Annotated in this window: 17 protein-coding genes; 12 read left to right on the forward strand and 5 right to left on the reverse strand. The window is 68.4% G+C overall.

Going from position 1 to position 16,601, the window contains the following annotated elements; all coding sequences use genetic code 11:
* Positions 1-18 precede the first annotated feature (18 nt).
* The 5 genes from ACM2ZB_RS03100 to ACM2ZB_RS03120 form a co-directional block, all read right to left on the reverse strand.
* On the reverse strand, positions 19-1,548 hold the full coding sequence (locus ACM2ZB_RS03100; RefSeq protein ID WP_416057382.1) for a sulfite reductase flavoprotein subunit alpha: 1,530 nt from the start codon (positions 1,546-1,548) through the stop codon (positions 19-21).
* Complete coding sequence (locus ACM2ZB_RS03105) at positions 1,545-1,973, reverse strand: PAS domain-containing protein (protein WP_416057383.1); 429 nt, start codon at positions 1,971-1,973, stop codon at positions 1,545-1,547. The genes ACM2ZB_RS03100 and ACM2ZB_RS03105 overlap by 4 nt, the downstream gene beginning before the upstream one ends.
* 216 nt (positions 1,974-2,189) lie before the next feature.
* A complete protein-coding gene (locus ACM2ZB_RS03110) occupies positions 2,190-2,894 on the reverse strand; it encodes a hypothetical protein (protein ID WP_416057384.1) in 705 nt (234 codons plus the stop codon).
* Positions 2,895-3,892: 998 nt separating this feature from the next.
* Positions 3,893-4,207, reverse strand: a complete 315-nt coding sequence (locus ACM2ZB_RS03115; protein WP_416057385.1) for an AzlD family protein — start codon at positions 4,205-4,207, stop codon at positions 3,893-3,895.
* Positions 4,204-4,938, reverse strand: a complete 735-nt coding sequence (locus tag ACM2ZB_RS03120) for an AzlC family ABC transporter permease (protein ID WP_416057386.1) — start codon at positions 4,936-4,938, stop codon at positions 4,204-4,206. The genes ACM2ZB_RS03115 and ACM2ZB_RS03120 overlap by 4 nt, the downstream gene beginning before the upstream one ends.
* Positions 4,939-5,063: 125 nt before the next feature.
* On the opposite strand from ACM2ZB_RS03120, the gene ACM2ZB_RS03125 reads away from it, so the two are divergent.
* The 12 genes from ACM2ZB_RS03125 (at position 5,064) to gspE (ending at position 16,600) form a co-directional block, all read left to right on the forward strand.
* The gene (locus tag ACM2ZB_RS03125) at positions 5,064-5,528 is read left to right on the forward strand and encodes an Lrp/AsnC family transcriptional regulator (protein ID WP_313435846.1); all 465 of its coding nucleotides are present in this window, start codon (positions 5,064-5,066) and stop codon (positions 5,526-5,528) included.
* A 564-nt stretch (positions 5,529-6,092) separates the two neighbouring features.
* Positions 6,093-6,770 carry a TonB-dependent receptor gene (locus tag ACM2ZB_RS03130; RefSeq protein ID WP_416058612.1) on the forward strand — a complete coding sequence of 226 codons (678 nt, stop codon included), beginning with the start codon at positions 6,093-6,095 and terminating at the stop codon, positions 6,768-6,770.
* A 16-nt stretch (positions 6,771-6,786) separates the two neighbouring features.
* Positions 6,787-7,317 carry a sigma-70 family RNA polymerase sigma factor gene (locus tag ACM2ZB_RS03135; RefSeq protein WP_313435849.1) on the forward strand — a complete coding sequence of 177 codons (531 nt, stop codon included), beginning with the start codon at positions 6,787-6,789 and terminating at the stop codon, positions 7,315-7,317.
* A gap of 69 nt (positions 7,318-7,386) precedes the next feature.
* Positions 7,387-8,367: a FecR family protein gene (locus ACM2ZB_RS03140; RefSeq protein WP_416057387.1), complete on the forward strand. Its 981-nt coding sequence runs from the start codon at positions 7,387-7,389 to the stop codon at positions 8,365-8,367.
* A 51-nt stretch (positions 8,368-8,418) separates the two neighbouring features.
* Entirely contained in the window at positions 8,419-8,970 is a 552-nt protein-coding gene (locus ACM2ZB_RS03145) for a hypothetical protein (RefSeq protein ID WP_416057388.1), read from the forward strand.
* A gap of 143 nt (positions 8,971-9,113) precedes the next feature.
* Positions 9,114-9,674 (forward strand): hypothetical protein, encoded by a 561-nt coding sequence (locus ACM2ZB_RS03150; RefSeq protein WP_416057389.1) that lies wholly within the window; start codon positions 9,114-9,116, stop codon positions 9,672-9,674.
* Between the two features lie 57 nt (positions 9,675-9,731).
* Positions 9,732-10,169, forward strand: a complete 438-nt coding sequence (gspG, locus tag ACM2ZB_RS03155) for a type II secretion system major pseudopilin GspG (RefSeq protein ID WP_416057390.1) — start codon at positions 9,732-9,734, stop codon at positions 10,167-10,169.
* Between the two features lie 54 nt (positions 10,170-10,223).
* Positions 10,224-11,084: a type II secretion system minor pseudopilin GspK gene (gene gspK / locus ACM2ZB_RS03160; protein WP_416058613.1), complete on the forward strand. Its 861-nt coding sequence runs from the start codon at positions 10,224-10,226 to the stop codon at positions 11,082-11,084.
* Positions 11,081-12,247, forward strand: coding sequence for a type II secretion system protein GspL (gene gspL, locus ACM2ZB_RS03165; RefSeq protein ID WP_416057391.1), 1,167 nt, complete (start codon positions 11,081-11,083; stop codon positions 12,245-12,247). Before gspK ends, gspL begins: the two co-directional genes overlap by 4 nt.
* A complete protein-coding gene (gspM, locus tag ACM2ZB_RS03170; protein ID WP_416057392.1) occupies positions 12,244-12,771 on the forward strand; it encodes a type II secretion system protein GspM in 528 nt (175 codons plus the stop codon). Before gspL ends, gspM begins: the two co-directional genes overlap by 4 nt.
* Positions 12,768-15,170, forward strand: a complete 2,403-nt coding sequence (gene gspD / locus ACM2ZB_RS03175; RefSeq protein ID WP_416057393.1) for a type II secretion system secretin GspD — start codon at positions 12,768-12,770, stop codon at positions 15,168-15,170. Before gspM ends, gspD begins: the two co-directional genes overlap by 4 nt.
* Positions 15,167-16,600, forward strand: a complete 1,434-nt coding sequence (gene gspE / locus ACM2ZB_RS03180; RefSeq protein WP_416057394.1) for a type II secretion system ATPase GspE — start codon at positions 15,167-15,169, stop codon at positions 16,598-16,600. The genes gspD and gspE overlap by 4 nt, the downstream gene beginning before the upstream one ends.
* Position 16,601: the final 1 nt, after the last annotated feature.

The raw sequence follows: 16,601 nt of genomic DNA on the forward strand, positions 1-16,601 counted from the left end.
GCGGAATCGATCAACGGTTCAATACAACTCGCAGTGCGTGCGGCCCTGGCCATGCAGTGCATCCCAGTGCCCGGCGCCGCCGATGGTATCGATGGCCCCGCGCACGGCGCCCTCCAGATGGCCCTTGTTGCCGCACAGGTAGAGATGGCCGCCGCGTGCCAGCACGTCCTGTACCTGCGGGGCACGCTGCTGCAGCACATGCTGTACGTAGACCTTTTCCGCGCCATCGCGCGAGAACGCGGTGTGCAGCCCGGCCAGTACGCCGCGCGACTGCCAGTCCAGCAGCTGCTCGCGATACAGGAAGTCATGCGCACTGTGCTTCTCGCCGAACACCAGGTGCACCTCGCGTTGGCTGCCCGTGGCCTGCAGTTCCTGCATCAGGCCCATGAGCGGTGCAATGCCGGTGCCGGTGCCGACCAGCAGCAGGGGAGCATCGCCGCCATCGGGCAGATGGAAGCCGGGATTGGAGCGGCAGTAGATGCGGGCACTGCCGCCGCCGTGCAGCAGGCTGCCGGTGGCCGTGCCGACACGCTCGCGCCCGCGCAGGGTGTAGCGCACTTCGCGCACGCACAGGCTGAGCCGGTCGTCGCAGGGGTGCGAGGCAATGGAGTAGGCGCGCGGGAGCCGTGGTGACAGCAGTTCACACAGGCGATCCAGCGGCACGCTGGCGGGCGTGGCATGGTCCTGCAGCACGTCCAGCAGGTCCAGCCCATGCAGGTAGGCGTCCAGCTCGCGCTTGCGGCTGATCTTCAACAGCCCCTTCAGTTCCTCGCTGCCGCCCAGGCGGGCGATGTCGCGCAGCACGCTCTTGCCCAGCAGGCGCAGCTCGCGGTCGGCCAGTGTGCTGGCCGCGTTGCCGTCACCGTACCAGGTGGCCAGCGCCTGCAGCAGGGCAGGATCGTTTTCCGGCACCACGTGCAGGGTGTCACCGGCCCGGTAGGCCATGCCGCTGCCGGTGATGTCCAGCTGCAGGTGCCAGGCGGCCGGCTCGCTGCTGTTCAAGCGCCGGCGTTCAAGAATGGGTGCGGCGAACGCATTGTCCTCGCCATAGGCGGTGACCTGCAGGCGCAGGTCCTGGCCGGCGTGCGGGTCGCCCCCCAGCACCTGGCCCAGCACCGGGCGCCACTGTTGGTAGAACTGTTCATAGCCCAGGTCGGCGTCTACCCGGTGCAGCAGCGGCTGCGCGCTGCGCTCGCTCAGTGCGGCATCCAGTGCCTTGGTGAAGCCACAGAAGCGCGGATAGCCGGTGTCGCCCAGGCCGAACACCGCATAGCGCAGGCCGGGCAGGGCCGGGGTCTGGCGCAGTGTTTCGAAGAACTGTTCGCCGTTGGCCGGCGGCTCGCCATCACCGAACGAACTGGAGATGGCCAGCAGCACATCGCCGTGGCCGAGGCTGGCCACGTCGATATCGTTGAAGGGGAGGACCTGCGGCGCATGCGGCTGCAGTTCCGCGCCCAGGCGCTGGGCCAGGGCGCGGGCATTGCCCGATTCGGAAGCGAATCCCACCAACAACCGGCTGATGGGTGTGCTGGCGGGAATGGCGTTCACGCAGCCTCGTAGAAGTCGTCGAACTTTTCCTTGCTGAACTCGACCAGGTCGTAGTTCTGCATCAGGTCGTTCACCACCCGGCGGATGCTGATGTAGGAGGTGATGTTGCCGTCGGCGTCGAACAGCGGCTGCACGGTGGTATCGACCACGTAGAGCACGCCGCCCTTGCCCAGGTTCGGCACGATGCCGGTCCAGGTCTTGCCGGCCTTGATGGTGTCCCACATGTCCTTGTAGACGGCCTTGGGCACATCGGGGTGGCGGACCAGGCTGTGCGGCTGGCCGATCAGCTCTTCCCGCGCAAAACCGGTAAGCGTGCAGAACAGGTCGTTGGCATAGGTGATGTTGCCCTGCAGGTCGGTGGTGGAGATCACCATGACGTTCTGCAGGGCGTTGAGCAGCTGGGCGTTGTCGGGGCTGTAGCTCATCGCAGGTCCTTTGGATGCCGGCGCCGCCGGCGTAGGGGTTCCTGCATAGAGATACGCGCCTTGGGCCCGGGGCGGATTGATATTGGTCAAGTACCCCTGCAGTGGCCCCTGCGACCGGGTGACGCAGGGTGGCGCGACGCGCTGTGCAGCCACGGTCTGCCGATCTACGTGCTGCTGTCGCAGGCGCTGTATGTCCGCATTCCCCGGCGGAGGCTCTCACTGCTGCAAGGGGAAGCCGATCGTCTCGTGGCAATGCTGCGCCAGTTTGCGGCCTCCGCCCTCGATCTGCAGCATCTCTGTGTCGCCAAAGAACTGCGATAGCGCCAATCCTGTCTTGTTGCCGGCATGCCCAGAGCGTCTGGCTGCGACTGTCAGGAACGCATCAGCGCGTGCATCGTGCCCGCCAGGCAGATCCGCACGTTCAAGCGCGCCTTCGATCAAAAGCTGGGCACAGGCGCCGGCCAGATAGGCATCTGCTTCGCGGTGCCTGCCGCGCCGTGCCTGACCTGCCAATGCGGTCGCGATATGCTGGAATTCGTGCGCGGTGGCGGCGATCACGCGCCGGCGTAGCGCGTCGGCGTCTGGTCCGGAAGGAAACCAGAAGCCGACGGTCTGTTCCGGCGGCTCCGCGTGTGGCACCTGTCGCCAGATTCCACCTCCGTCGCTCACTATCGTGAGCTTGTAGTGCACTGGCGTCTGTTCAAGTCCAGCCGCCTGCAGCGGCAGTCCAGCAGATCTTGCGGCAGCCTCGCAGAGCTGTGACGCCTGCACGGCGGAAAGCGTGTCATCTGCCCATAGAATCCGCGTTGCAATGGAGGACCATCCGCAATCGGTGAATCGATTGGGACGCTCCACGCTTTCCGGGCCGGTAAGCACGGATACCGTGCTGATCTTCAGATGGGAGGCAGGGCCTCGCAGCACGGTGGCATATCCGCCATCGGGGCCTACCAGGTTGCGGGGAGGCAGCTGGATGGAGTGGCATGCACTTGTCGCCAGGAGGATGGCCGCCAGCCACGCGTGGCCCCCGAGGGCGAAGCACCGTTGGCTGGGCGTGGACTGGCGGCACTGCATCAGGGCGTCAGCCCACATTGATAGGGTGATGGATACTTCGTACAGACCTGAAAGTCCGAGACGGAGGCTGCCTTGGTGGCTCCTCCATATCGAGAGGCTGCCGCGATGGTGTTTGGTCCAGGGGCCGCACCTACATCAAAGGTTGCGAGGTCATACCTCAGCTCGGTCGCCGGGCCCGACTCGGCTGCGGCCCACGTGTTCGCCCCGTCTGGGTCGACAAGTCGAAGGATGTTTCCCGTGCGATGCCATTGGAACTGCCTGGAGGCAATGGTGACGCCTTGCTGTGGATCAAATAGCTGCAAAGTTACAGATCCATTGGCTGGGAATGCTACGGACGAGCCCGAAACGTCGATTTCGAACCGTGCTGCATCCGGTACTTCGGCTGCCGACGCCAGCATTATCCGATCAAACCAACGTAGGCCGTCGCGCTCGCCCCCGCCGATTTTGCCGCCGATCCTGCCTTCTATTCGGCACTTCTTGCTCTCTTCGCACGATGCGCTCAACTGCCACTCTGTTGGCCCACACCCAGCAGTGGTGAGGGTGATACCGATTGCTGCCACGACGAGTCGTGGATTGCTCATTGGTACTCTCCAGGTTGCACTTCGATTGACCGATCAGTTCAAGCTGCCGATTCGGTATTCGATCCATATCGACTCGAGCGCACTCTGGCAATCAGATTTGTTTCAAATGGTTCCAGCAGTTGGCTTTGGGCTGCACTCGACGCATTGGGAAGATGCGCAGATCTAGCCAATCGCGACACTCGCATCGTCGGTTGCACCAAGTAACGGCGTGACGCTACTAGGTGGCGGGTAACAGGTAGCGCCGGGCCATGCCCGGCGGCTGCAGCGTTAACCCATGAGGTAGCGCAGCACGCCCGCCGAAACGACACCGATCAGCACCGTCGGCAACATCGACAAGCGGGTCGCGGCCAGCAGGGTGATCGCCAGTGCGGCCAGGTCGGCCGGCTGGTCTGCAACGAAATCCGGGGCGATCACCGAAATCAGCACGCAGCCGGGTGCAGCTTCCATCACGGTCACCGCGCGCTTGCTCAAGGTGCGGTTGCGCAGCGCCAGGAAGCCGATGATGCGGGTCAGGTAGGTCACGGCGGCCATCAGCACGATGGTCAGCAGCGATGTCCAGTGGAGCAGGCCGTGCAGGATCATGCGGCGTCCTCCGCCAGCAGCCAGGCGGCGGCCAGCCCGGCCAGCGCACCGCTGGCCACGTACCAGGCCCCGGGCACCAGCAGATAGGTGGCTGCGGCCACCAGCAGGCTGACCAGCCAGGGGCGTGCGGCCTTCATGCCCTGCCACATGCCGCGCAGCAGGACCAGGAAAACGGCGGGGAAGGCCATGTCGAACCCGTAGGCGTGGATGTCGCCCAGCAATGGGCCGACGATCGCGCCGATGGCCGTGCACAGCACCCACACCGTGTACAGGCCCGCCGAAACACCCAGGTAATAGGCCAGGCTGAAACCCAGGCCGCACCTGCGTGCATCGGCCACGCCCAGCGCCCAGCTTTCGTCGCACATGAAGAACAGGGCGGGCAGGACGCGCCGGCGCGGCAGGTGCTGCAGCAGCGGGGCCAGGCTGGCACCCATCAGCAGGTGGCGGCTGTTGACCAGTGCGGTGATGGCCACGATCAGGGCGATGTGCGGTGGAGACGTCCACAGTTCGACTGCGGCGAATTCGGAGCCACCGGCGAAGTTCAGGCCGGTCATCAGCGGCACTTCCAGGGCGGTCAGGCCCTTCTGTGCGGCCTGCGCGCCCAGCACCAGGGCGAAGGGGATGAAGCCGACCATCACCGGCAGGGCGGCGCGCAGGCCGCGCAGGAATTCGGCCCGGGGCGCGGTGTCGCAGGCGGGGTCGGGCGGGGGCAGGGTGGTACGGGCGTCCATCGAGCGTTCGTCTGTATGGGGACGATCATGCTAGCGGCGAAACCACGAAATCGGGTTGCGTTGATGCCGTGAAGGCGGGAAGATTTGAAATTCCATGCGGCCGTGGGCGGAAAGGGTGAAATGGCGTGCAGAACGATCTCGACAATCTCGACCGCCGCATCCTGGACGCGCTGCAGCGCGATGGGCGGTTGCAGAACCTGGAGCTGGCGCGGCAGGTGGGGCTGTCCCCTTCGGCCTGCCTGAGGCGGGTGCGCCTGCTGGAGGATGGGGGCTACATCGACCGCTATGTGGCGCTGTTGAATGCGGCCAAGGTGGGCCGGGGTTTCACGGTGTTCGTGCGGGTGTGGCTGCGCGGGCAGGATGAGGACACCACCAATCACTTCATCAACAGCATCAAGTCCTTCCCGGAAGTGCTCGAGTGCCATCTGATGGCGGGGGACTGTGATTTCCTGCTGCGGGTGGCGGTGGCCGATCTGGATGCGTACCGGCAGTTCCAGATCCAGCACCTGAACCGGATTGCCGGGGTGCAGAACACCAAGACGGAGATCCCGATGCAGCGGATCAAGCAGACGACGGAGTTGCCGGTCTAGGGTGTGCTGGCAGGGCTGCGCCCTGCACCCGCCGAATCAACGTCAACGTCCAACGTCAACGTCAACGGCAGAAGCTGGCTTTCCGTGGGATGGCGGGGTGGGTCCGGCGGCAGGGGACGCCGTGAACGCCTCTCCGGGGTCCGGCCCAGCCGCTGGCGGCTGGGCGTTCGGGCGCTTGCGAAGCAGTGCTTCGCAAGCAAAGCGCCCTCACCCATGGGGGCTTGGTCGCGGCTTGCTCGTGTGCGCTGTCCTGCGCACACGGCAAGACCTGGGTTGGGCATCCTGCCCAATCCGCCCGAGGCATGCCTCGGGCCCATGCCGCTCATACCCCCTCAACCGGACCCACCCCGCCTTTGACAGTTGGCCGCGACCTGTCGGAGTACGGGGTCGGATCCCGTTGCTGGGCAACGGGCTCCGCCCCCTTCCGTGACTGCTTCCGTGATGGGGCGTCATCGCAATGACATCTGGCGCCGCTACGGTCTGCGTCTGCTTGCCGACGCCGTGCACGCGATCTTCCGGTCGCGCTGGCGGGGTCGTGCAGCTGCTGTCGCTGCCGAGGGTCATGTGTTCTACGTCAGGGGGCTGAATGGACACCGCGCGGTCAGAACCTGGAAAGTGGCCATCGCCGCATGGTTGCTGTTCGCTTTCGTCGCTGCTGCGCAGGACGCGGCGCGGCCCTTCGATATTCCTGCACAGCCGCTGGAACAGGCGGTCGAGCGCTTCAGTGTCGCCAGCGGGTGGTCGGTGATGTACGCCGGCGATCTCGCCGCGGGCCGTCGCAGCCATGCGCTGCAGGCCACTCTGCCGCCGGCAGAGGCGCTGCGTGCGCTGCTGCGCGATACCGGTGTGGAGGCCGACATGATCGGTGCCCAGCGCGTGGTGCTGCGCCTGGCTGCGGGGCAGTCCGCCGCAGTGGCCGAGCCGCTGCTGGCCGAGGCCGAGCGGCGCCGGCGCTTTGGCGGGCTGCAGCAGCGTCTGCGGGCGGCCTTCTGCGGTGACCTGGACCTGCACCCGGGCGGCTATGCGGCCACGCTGCGCTTCAACATCGCAGCCGATGGCCAGGTGCACGATGCGGAACTGGTCAGCGGCAGCGGCAACGCGCGCCGCGATGCGCGCCTGCTGCAGGCCATGCACGCGCTGGTGCTGCCGGCCGAGGCGGCCGGGCTGCCGCAGCCGGTGACGCTGCAGATCCACCCCTCCACCGGTGACCACGACTGTGGCGGCCGTGCTCCTCTTCCATGATTTCAAGGACGCGAACATGAGCAACGGCACGGCCGGGGCGGCAGACCTGATGGACCACCTGCTGGGCGCCTACGATGAACTCAAGCGCCGGTTGGTGCGCAAGCTCGGTTCGGAAGAGCTGGCGGGCGATGCGCTGCAGGACACCTGGATGCGGCTGAGCGCGCGCCGCGACCGCCTGGATCCGGTGCAGAACCCGGCGGCTTACCTGCTGCGCATGGCGATGAACACCGTGATCGACAGGCAGCGTGCCGACCACCGCCTGCTGAGCCTGGAAGAAGTCGACACGCTGATGGAAATGGCCGATCCCGGCCCGGGCCCGGCACAGGCGGCGGAGCAGGAGATGGCGCTGGAAGACATGGTCGGCCTGCTGCAGCGCATGCCGGAGCGGCGCCGCCGCATCCTGCTGGCGATCCGCGTGGACGGCCTGCAGCAGCGTGACGTGGCCGGACAGCTGGGGGTGTCGCTGCGCCTGGTGCAGCGTGAACTGAAGGCCGCCCAGGATTATCTGGCCGAACGCAGCGGGCAGGGGCGCCAGGTGCGGTTCTGACGCCTGGCATCCGTCTACACTTTGACGCCGAGCAGAACCCCGCAGTGTGCGGGGACGGCATGAGCCCCCATGGACGCTGACCACCGCCCGCACCGCACCCTGGACGCCATCGAGCGCCAGGCGCACGCGTGGGTGGTACGGCTGACCTCCGGCGAGGCCACCGCCGCCGATGGCAAGGCGTTCCGTGCCTGGTGCGAGGCCGACCCTGCGCATCGATCGGCCTTCGCGCAGGCGCGCCGGCAGTGGGAACAGGTTCGCGTGGCCGGTGGGCAGCTGCCCGCCGCCGCGCGCCAGCCGCAGGCGCCGACCCCGGTGCAGCGCTGGAGCCGCCGTGCCTTCCTGGGCGCTGCGGTTGCGGCGCCCGCCAGTCTGGCGGTGGTCGCCGCGCTGCGGCCGCCGATGGGCCTGTGGCCGTCGGTCACCGCGCTGGCCTCGGACTATCACACCGGCACCGGCGAGCGGCTGCGCATCACGCCCAGTGCGGATCTGGCGATCGAGCTGGATACCCAGACCAGCCTGCGACGCCGCAGCGATACGCGCGGCGAGGGCTACGAGCTGATGCAGGGCCAGGCCGCGCTGGAAACCCTGGCCGGCGCCCGCCTGGCGCTGTTCGCGGGGCAGGGCTGCGTGCTCGCCGGGAGCGGTCCGGTGCGCCTGGACGTGCGCCACACTGATGGCCAGGTACGCGTTACCTGCCTTCGCGGCAGTGCCCGCATCGAACATCCGCAGGGCCGGCTGCAGCTGCAGGCCGGCCAGCAGACACGCTATGACGAACGCCTCAGCGGCGTGGTGGTCGAGGCCGTGGCGGCCGAAGCCGGCGCCTGGACCGAGGGAATGCTGGTGTTCCGCCGCGCGCCACTGCGCGACGTGGTTGAAGAGATCAACCGCTACCGCCGCGGCAAGGTGATGCTGGGCGCGAACGCGCTGGCACGCGCGCCGGTGAGCGGTCGCTTCCGCATCGACGACCCGGACGCTGCGTTGGAGCAGCTGCGGCTGACAATGTCGCTCGGCCTGCGTCGCTACCCGGGTGGCATCGCCGTACTGGGGTGAAATCCTGGCCGCACCGTCTGCGCGGCCAACATGCAAGGGGGAAGGCCAAGGATGCGCAACGAGTCGATCGGCGTGCTGGACCTGCGCCGCAACCTGTCGGCGCTGCTGGAAACCAGCCAGCGGCAGCCGCTTATGGTCCACCGCTATGGCGCCCCCTGGGTGTGCGTGGTGTCCGATGTGCAATGGCAGCAGCAGGCCGTGCTGCTGGATTTCGATCCGCATGCCCATCCACTGGCAATGCTGCTGCGCCTGCAGCGGCAGGTGCTGGCGCTGCCCGAACACGGGGCGATGAGCCCGGCGATGGCCGCGCGCGCGTGGCTGCTGCATGCCATGCATGCACCGGACAGCCTGGTTGCACTGCACGAACAGGTGCGGCAGCATCGACTCTGGCACTGGTTCGTTGCCGGCAGTGATGGGCTGATGGAAGGCTGGCACCTGGCCGCGCTGCGCAGCTCGATGGCGGCACTGATCGACGATCCCGGCACGACCGATGCGCTGTGCGGCTTTGCTTCGCGCAGTGATGTCGCGGTGCTGGCGCGGCGTTGTGGTGGCCAGCCGCCGTTGCTGGACCTGGAAGCCTGCAGGCACATGACGCTGGAATGACGCGCCGGAGAAAGCGCCAACGCGCGCACATCATCGGCATCGGGCTGTCGCTTCCGCTGCGGCACTGACGTCTTCTGCAGAGGACGACGCACCTGCGTCGTGGAACGTGGGCGGCATCGATGACCGACAGTCGCAGGATCAGCATGCTTGACCTGGATCGCCACCTGAGCCAGTCGCTGGAGCAGGCGCGGCACGCGCCGCTGAGCGTGCTGCGCTACGGCCGCCCCTGGGTCTGGGTGCTGTCCAGCGATGCATGGCTGGATGCAGCGCGCTGGGCCGCCGTCGACAGCAGCAGCCATCCGCTGCTGGCGCTGCGGCGTGTGCTCGACTCGCAGCTGCGGCCCTGGGCGCCACCGGCCATGGAGGTGCTGCCGCTGGACCTGGCCGACACGCGCGTGGTGCAGCGCGCAGCCGTACTGGTACTGCTGCGCGGAATCGACAACGCACAACGCCTGCATGACGAACTGCGCTACCACCAGGCATGCCGCCACTTCATCGGTTTCGACCATGGCACGGCGTGGCCGCTTGCGCAGTGCGCACGCGTGCTGCATGCCTGCCAGCACCCGGTGCTGCGCGACTGCGTGGACGGTCTGCTGGATGCGTTGCCGTGGACCTGCGTGGATGCCGCGTGCGCGCCTGCGGTGCGCGCCGCACGCGAACGCAGCGCGCAGCAGCGGATCGCAGGCGGATGTTTATCGTACTGACACATGCACCGCTGACGATGGCGCGGCGGTCTCTTCCAGGATGACGAGGACGGAACGATGGGTAGGCAGGTTCGTGGTCGCAGTTCCCGGCAGCAGGGTTTCAGCCTGATCGAGATCATGGTGGTGGTGGTGATCATCGGCATTCTTGCCGCGCTGATCGTGCCGCGGTTGATGGACCGGCCAGACCAGGCACGCGTGGTGGCGGCCCGCCAGGACATCGCAGCGTTGATGCAGGCGTTGAAGCTGTACCGGCTGGACAATGGCCGCTACCCCGGCGCGGAGCAGGGCCTGCAGGCGCTGGTGGATCCGCCGCAGGGCAGCGGCGCGGTACCGGTCACCCCGTACCTGGAACGACTGCCGAACGATCCGTGGGGCCACCCCTACCAGTACCAGAATCCCGGCAGGCAGGGTGACATCGATGTGTTCTCGCTGGGCGCAGACAGCAAGCCCGGCGGCGAAGCGAGCAACGCCGACATCGGCTCCTGGCAGCTGTAAGGCCACGCCATGCTGCGTCGCCCTCCTGTCTGCAGTGCTGCGCGCCAGCGTGGCATGGCCGTGATCGTGGCCATGCTGGTGGTCGCGCTGGTGGCGGTGATCGCGACCGCCTTGCTGGCGCGGCAGTCGGCGCAGCTGCGCGCCCTGCGCGCTGAACAGCTGCGTGCGCAGGTGCGCATGGCCGTGGATGCAACCCTGGCGCGGGCTGCGCAACAGCTGCGCGAAGATGCGCACGAGCAGCTGACCACAGTCGCGCGAGGCCGCTGGGCACGCCCCCTGCATCTGCAGGCGCCGTTGCCGGTGGCGGCGCAGCTGGTGGACGCGCAGGGGCGCTTCAACCTGCGCAACCTGATGCGGGAAGGCAGGGTCGACCCGATCGCGCGCCAGTCGTTCGTGGCACTGTGCGTGGCGCAGGGCGTGGCCGCTGCGGCCTGTGCGCAGGCGGCGGACGGCATCCAGCTTCGGCTGCGCGACGGCGCATGGCAGGCGCAGGCGCCGCTGCCACGTGAAGCGCTGCTGCAGCAGGTGCTGGCCGGCGTCGATCCCGCGGCCCTGCAGGCACTTGAGCAGAGCACGGTGGTGCTGCCCGCGCACACCCTGCTCAATGCCAACACCACCGAGCTGGCGACGCTGCAGGCGGTGGCCGGGGACGTGTCGCCTGCGCGGCTGGCAGCCCTGGTTGGCGAACGTGATGGGGGCCACTGGCTGCTCAACCGCGGCGATATCGCCAACCGGCTGCAGGTGACACCCGCGCAGATGGAGCAGTTGCCGCTGGGCATTCACAGCGAATGGTTCCTGGCCGTGGGCCGGGTGGAAGCCGATGGCCGCGCGGTCGACTTCCGCGCGTTGCTCTGGCGCGAGTACCGCGATGAGGGCGTACGCGTGCAGCGGGTATGGACGAGGATCGGCGCATGAGCGTGCAGCTGCGTATCCGCCTGCCGGCACTGGACCGGCTGCAGGCCACGGCGGAGGTTGACTGGGCACAGATTTCGAAGGGGCAGGTGATCGCAGGTGGGCGTGAGCGCCTGGAAACGCTCGGCACGCGTTTTGCGCGTGCGGACGTGTCTGCCAGCCTGGACGCGCATGACCTGATCCTGCTGGAACTTACGCTGCCGCCGTTGTCCGGGCGGCGCCTGCAGACGGCGCTGCAAGGCGAAGTCGAAGCCATGCTGCTGGACGACCTGCAGGACGTGGCGCTGGCATGCAGCCCGCAGGCGCGTGATGGGCGGGTTTCGGTCACCTGGCTGGGCGTGCAGGCGATCGCACGCGCGCAGGGCGTGCTGCAGGGCTGCGGCCTGCGCCTGGCTGGGCTGTATCCCACGCCGTTGCTGCTGCCGTTCAGCGAAGGACAGGCCACCCTGCAGGCCTGCGGTGAGCATCTGCTGGTCCGCGCGGGCCGTGATCGCGGCTTCGTGCAATGGCGCAGCGGTCGCGACACGGCCACGGTGCTGGACGCGGTGGCGGCGCGGTTGCAGGCCAGTGGCGTGTCCGCCGTGCAGTGGGTGGGGGCGGTGCCGCAGGGCTGGCCCGCCGCGCTGCCGAGCAGTGTGATTGCCGAACGGCTGCAGGACAGCGGCGAAGCGCCGGCGTGGTCGCTGCCGCTTCCGCAGGGCACGGGCAGCGCGCCGAAGCTGGCCTTTGGGCTGGCGATGGCAGCCGTGCTGATGGCGGCGCTTGGCCTGCAGCTGCAGGTGATGCGCTGGCGCAGCGAAGGGGAAGCGCTGCGCGACGGCATGGCCCAGCAGTTCAACCGTGGGTTTCCTGAAATCACCGATGTGGTCGACCCGGTACTGCAGGCGCGGCGAGCGCTGGCGGTGCCGCCGCCGGCACGGCCGCTGCCGGAGGTGCAGCAGCAGGTGGCGGCGTTGTTGCAGGCCATGCCCGAGCTGGCCGGCCGGGTGCAGGCGCTGGAATACCAGCCAGGGCAGCTGAAGGTGCAGCTGGAGGGCGATGCGGCGCAGCTCGCCAGTGATCCGCAGCGTCTGGAGCGCTGGCGGCAGGCCGCGCTGCAGAACGGGCTGAGCCTGGCGGCCGATGCCGATGGCCAGCTGCGGGTACACAACGGAGCGGGGCAGTGAGCGCTGCATCCGCGTCGGCCCCGCGCGCGTCCGTTGGTCTGAAACGGCGCTGGCAGGCCCTGGCCGCACGCGAACGGGCAATGCTGTTGTTGATGGTGACCGCGCTGGTGGCCGCTGCCGTCTGGGCCGGCTGGCTGGAGCCCCTGCTGAAGCAGCGCCGCTTCTGGCAGGCGGAACTGCCGCGCCTGCAGGCACAGTCCCGGCTGCTGGCGCCACTGCTGCAGGCGCGCGACCAGCAGCGCCAGGCGCAGGCCCGCCCGCCGACGCTGGCAGGCCTGCGCGGGAAGATCAGGGCGGCCGGCCTGAGCGAGGCGATGCGCATTGACGAACGTGAGGGGCGCTGGCACCTGCAGGTACAGGGTGTGCCCGCCGACACGCTATGGAACTGGCTGCTGCCACTGCTGGCCGACCCGGCCGTGCAGCTGCAGCAGCTGAAACTGCAACGTACAGGGGATGCGAACATGCCGGCAGCACGGATTTCCGGAACCATCGTGGTGACCGCGCACGGTGGTGGCGGTCGATGAGTGCGATACGCGTGCTGGCAGGTACCACTGCCCTGGCGCTGGCCCTGGCGCTTGCGCATACGCCGTCGGCGGCGTGGGCGCAGGAGGTCAAAGAGCATGCCGGGAAGGAGCAGGCCGGGAAGGACTCGCCCGTACAGTTGAACCTGGTCGACACCGATATCGGAGGTGTGCTGCGGATGGCGGCGCGCTTCACCGGGCGCCAGTTCCTGGTGGACCCGCGGGTGACCGGCAAGATGACCGTGGTGTCCGATGGCCCGGTCAGTCCGTCGCAAGCCTACCAGCTGCTGCTGGGTGCGCTGCGCATGCGCGGGTTCGCGGTGGTCGAGAACGGCGGCGTCAGCAGTGTGGTGCCGCAGGCCGATGCCAAGCTGTTGGGCGGCCAGGTGGGCCCGGGCGGTGCGGGCGGCGAGGTGGCGACGCGCACCTTCGCGCTGCGCTTCGAGAGCGCCGCCGCGCTGGTGCCCGTGCTGCGGCCGATGATCACCCCCGACAACCCGATCACCGCCAACCCGGGCAACAACACCCTGGTCATCACCGATTACGCCGACAACCTGGAACGCATCGCGCGCGTCATCGCCAGCGTCGACACGCCGTCGGGCATGGATACCGACGTGGTGAAGCTGCAGCAGGGCATCGCGGTGGACGTGGCGGCGATGGTGGCGCCGTTGCTGGACGTGCAGGGCGGCGACGCCCTGCAGAAAGTGGTGGTGATGGCCGACCCGCGCAGCAACAGCATCCTGCTGCGCTCCAGCAGCCCCGGCCGTACACGCTTGGCGCGGCAGCTGGTGGAAAAGCTGGACCGCGCACAGGACGAGTCGGGCAATCTGCATGTGGTCTACCTGCGCAATGCGCAGGCCAACCAGCTGGCAGGCGTGCTGCGCGGGGTGGTGGCAGGGCAGAGCGATGCGCCGGCAATGGGCAGCACCGAGGGCGTGACCCCGGCCCCGGCCGAGCGCCCCGGCGCGGCAGCGGCGCAGCCGCAGGCAGCGGCCCCCAAGGGCAATGCGCTGGAGTCGCCGCGGCTGGACCCGAACCGGCGCGAGGCGGGTGACACCGCCAGCAATGGCTTCAGCCACAACGGCATTTCCGTGCAGGCCGACATCGCCACCAATACCCTGCTGATCTCCGCCCCCGAGCCGGTCTATCGCAATCTGCGCAGGGTGATCGACCAGCTCGACCAGCGGCGCGCGCAGGTGCTGGTGGAAAGCCTGATCGTGGAGGTCAACCAGAACGATGCGGCCGAACTGGGCGTGCAGTGGATGCTGGGCAATGGCCGCACCTTCGGCGGCACGCATTTTGGCGGCACCACCGGCGGCAGCGGCCTGAACAGTGGGGCACGCACCACCCTGGACGTGCTGCCGCGCGACGGCCTGAACATCGGCGTGATCGACGGCACGATCAACCTGCCGGGGGTGGGCCAGATCCTCAACATGAAGGCCCTGGCCAACGCGCTGCAGAGCAAGGGCGGCGCCAACATCCTGTCCACGCCGAACCTGATGACCCTGGACAACGAGGCGGCCAGCATCATGGTCGGGCAGACCGTGCCCTTCGTCAGCGGGCGTTATGTGACTGACGGCGGGGGCGGCAGCAACAACCCGTTCCAGACCATCGAGCGCGAGGACATCGGCCTGAAGCTGCGCGTGCGCCCGCAGATCTCCGAAGGCGGCACGGTGAAGCTGGACATCTACCAGGAAGTGAGCAGCATCGACGGCCAGAGTTCCACCGCCAGCACCGGCATCATCACCAACAAACGGGCACTGGATACCAGCGTGCTGCTGGACGACGGGCAGATCATGGTGCTGGGTGGCCTGCTGGAAGATAGCGTGAGCCATGGCCGTGATGCGGTGCCGGGGCTGGGCCGGCTGCCAGTGTTGGGGGCGCTGTTCCGCAGTGACACGCGCAGGCGCACCAAGACCAACCTGATGGTGTTCCTGCGCCCGCACGTGGTGCGTGACCCGGCCGCCGGCCAACGCCTGACCCGCGATCGCTACGACTACATGCGCAATGCCCAGGCCGGCGCACAGCCGGTGCAGAGCTGGGCGCTGCCGGCGCTGAATGCACCGCAGCTGCCACCGCAGGACCTGGCGGTGCTGGGGCAGGGCAACGCCCTTGATGCAACCGGACAGGCGGCGGCCGGCGCGAGCCTGCCGGCGCTGTACCCGGCCGATGAGGGCAGCGTGCAGCTGGTCCAGTTCGCACAGGGGCTGGATCCTGTGCGTGCCAGCCAGGGCGTGGCCCAGGTGCGGGCACTGGGGCTGCAGGCCTACGCCGAGGCCAGTGCCGTCGGCAACGGTCAGCGCCTGCGTGTCCGCCTGCCGCGCGATCCGGCGCGGTTGGACCCGGCGCTGCAGCAGCTGCGCGGCCTGGGCTATACCCCTGAACTGGTGATCGGGCCATGACCGTGGCCAGCACGCTGCCCTATGCCTGGGTGCGCAGCCATTGCGTGCTGTTGGCCGATGCGGGCGGTGAGCCCGTGCTGCTGGGCACCACTGAAACGGCGGCATGGGCGGTGGCCGAGCTGCGCCGCCGGCATGGGCCGTTGCCCTTCCAGGTACTGGATGCCACCGCCTGGCAGCAGCGTCTGGGCGAACAGTACCGTGACGGCGGCGATGCCGCCGCCGTGGTCGGTGCGGCAGAAAGCGAGGTGGACCTCGATCGCCTGATGCAGGACATGCCCGAAGTCACCGATCTGCTGGACGCGCAGGACGATGCGCCGGTGATCCGGATGATCAATGCGCTGCTGGCGCAGGCCGCCCGCGACGGCGCCAGCGATCTGCACATCGAACCCTTCGAGACCCACTCGGTGGTGCGCTACCGGGTGGATGGCACCCTGCGCGACATGGTGCAGCCGCGGCGTGCGCTGCACGCGGCACTGGTGTCGCGCATCAAGATCATGGCGCACCTGGACATCGCCGAAAAACGCCTGCCACAGGATGGGCGGATCGCGATCCGCGTGGGTGGTCGGCCGTTGGACATCCGCGTGTCCACCGTTCCCACCGGCCATGGCGAGCGCGCGGTGCTGCGCCTGCTCGAGAAGGATGCCGGCCGCCTGCAGCTGCAGCGCCTTGGCATGGCCGACGACACTCTGGCCATCTTCACTGGCTTGATCCGCCAGCCGCACGGCATCGTACTGGTGACCGGGCCCACCGGCAGCGGCAAGACCACGTCGCTGTATGCAGCGCTGGGGCAGCTGGACAGCAGCGCCAGCAACATCCTCACCGTTGAGGATCCGGTGGAGTATGACTTTGCCGGCATCGGCCAGATCCAGGTCAACGCGCGCATCGGTATGAGCTTCGGCACGGCCCTGCGGGCTATCCTGCGCCAGGATCCGGACACCATCATGATCGGTGAGATCCGCGATCTGGAAACCGCGCAGATCGCCGTGCAGTCCTCGTTGACGGGCCACGGCGTACTGGCGTCGCTGCATACCAACGATGCGATCTCGGCGGTGACCCGCCTGGCAGACATGGGGGTGGAGCCGTTCCTGCTGGCGTCATCGCTGCGCGGTGTGCTGGCGCAGCGGCTGGTGCGGCGCCTGTGCACGCAGTGCCGTCGCGCGGAAGTCGATGCGTGCGGGCACACGCGATGGCACGCGGTCGGCTGCCCGGCCTGTGCGCACGGCGGCTACAAGGGACGCACCGGCATCCACGAACTGTTCGTGGTGGACGACCGCGTGCGGGCCCTGATCCATGAAGGGCAGGGCGAGCCTGCACTGCGCGAAGCGGCCCGCCAGGCCGGCATGCGCAACCTGCGTGAAGATGGCCAGCGCTGGGTGGCCAGTGGGGTGACCACGCAGGAAGAGATCCTGCGCGTGACGGGCGACGGCTGAG

The sequence above is a fragment of the Stenotrophomonas maltophilia genome (genome assembly GCF_047782825.1).
Lineage (GTDB): Bacteria > Pseudomonadota > Gammaproteobacteria > Xanthomonadales > Xanthomonadaceae > Stenotrophomonas.